Annotated in this window: 1 protein-coding gene; it reads right to left on the bottom strand. The window is 42.0% G+C overall.

All coding sequences use genetic code 11. The features are described 5' to 3' along the window. Positions 1-71: 71 nt before the first annotated feature. Positions 72-1,448, bottom strand: a complete 1,377-nt coding sequence (locus ACTNCK_RS11680; RefSeq protein WP_441082898.1) for an IS4 family transposase — start codon at positions 1,446-1,448, stop codon at positions 72-74. Positions 1,449-1,582: the final 134 nt, after the last annotated feature.

The raw sequence follows: 1,582 nt of genomic DNA, 5'->3' as shown, positions 1-1,582 counted from the left end.
CTCAAACTTCGCAGTATAAAATACCGCGTAGCACCTTGAAAATTCAATAAAGAGTGACTTAAACCCGGCTTTTAGGCCGCTGATAGCTGTCGCCTCATTGCCGGTCGGAGTGCTGTAATGAATTTATCTATCATCCTGTCGATTTCTGCTTCGTCGAGATCAAAATAATCCTTCATTTCTTCTCTAAACAGCTTCGTTAGAAGGCTTAATGCCTCTGCAAAGGAAATATCCGCTATCTCGTCTACAAAGTACAGGAACAGTTCTCCGAGAGTCCTCTGATCTTTGGATTTCCGCTGCTCAACGGCCAGCATCATATACCGCATGAAGACTATCGACATATGGGCTGTCATGGCATCATATGAGATTGCACGACATTCGGACGGGGATACAAGATTGAGATAGCTTTTGCAGATCTTGAAGAAAACTTCAATTTTCCAGCGTTTCCCATAAATGCGGATTATCTCGTTTTCATCAATATCGGTATTAGTGGATATCAGGCAGAGATATTCTCTCCTGTTTGACCTGTTACGAACATAGACAACTCTGGCAGGTATTTTCTCCCCGTCCTTTACGAAGTTGACGGTTACAGACAGAAGATATTTTGAACGTCCACGGCGTTTCTTGTTCTTCTTGTAGATTTCTGTGAGAGGCATCATCTGTCCATCATATTCGAAGGTCATCTTAGGAGATTTCTTCACCATGCCGATGACATCATAACCGAGATTTTTTATGGCAAAGATAGTTTTTGGAGATGTGAACCAGCTGTCAAAAAGAACATAGTCGGCAGGAATACCAGAAGCTTTTGCTGTCTTCAGCAGAGTGATCATCGCATCAGTCCCCTTTGTCATTGACAGCTCACGACGCTTGTAAGCATTGGATCGTTTATTAAATGGCCTGGCTTCTTTGATGCGCGTATCAGGATTTTCTGAAGATAACAGAGAAGCAGCTAGGGGGAGAAATGATTCGCCATCCGTCCATCCGATGGTCAGCATTCTGAATCCATTGAGGAATATATGATGGGCATGGTCAAAAACCTTGGTAAGAAGCTCTACATTCTTTGACCTGTTCCTTGATATAACAGAATCATCTACCACAAAAGCTTTTACCCTGTCATCTGAATCCGCGGGAAGTATCACCTGATTTGCAATATCAGCGGCGGTAGATGAGATCAGATGATTCCAGTTTATCCTGCCATCATTAAGCAGACGGTAAGCTGTGTCATCACTGAATCCGGCCTCTGATGAAGAAAGCCTTTGATCCATATACATCGACCGCCCTTTGAAAACAAGCGTAAAAAGATATTTCAGGACTTCAACAGCCGATATGCCTTTGGCCTTTTTGCAGTTGGACTGTTTCAGCTTCTTTACGATATCGAACTGTTTGAAGAAACGTGAAATGGTGCTTAAAATTTCTGATGCGTCATAGTCATTCTGTGGTATAATATTCATGGCAGAATCCTTTCGGTACTTGGTTTTTTGGTCGAAACTATTATACCAGATATAAGGCGATTCTGCCTTTTTAATTGCCACTTTTTATTGATTTTTCAAGGTACAAAGGCACTTTTTAAAGTGCGAAGTTTGAG

Origin of the sequence: Candidatus Weimeria sp. HCP3S3_B5 (assembly GCF_052064335.1) — a bacterium.
Classification (GTDB): domain Bacteria; phylum Bacillota; class Clostridia; order Lachnospirales; family Lachnospiraceae; genus Weimeria.
This window is presented reverse-complemented; position numbering and strand designations above follow the sequence as displayed.

Coding starts and splice junctions, on each gene's coding strand:
- ACTNCK_RS11680 (WP_441082898.1), bottom strand. CDS start 1,448: ATGAATATTATACCACAGAATGACTATGACGCATCAGAAATTTTAAGC.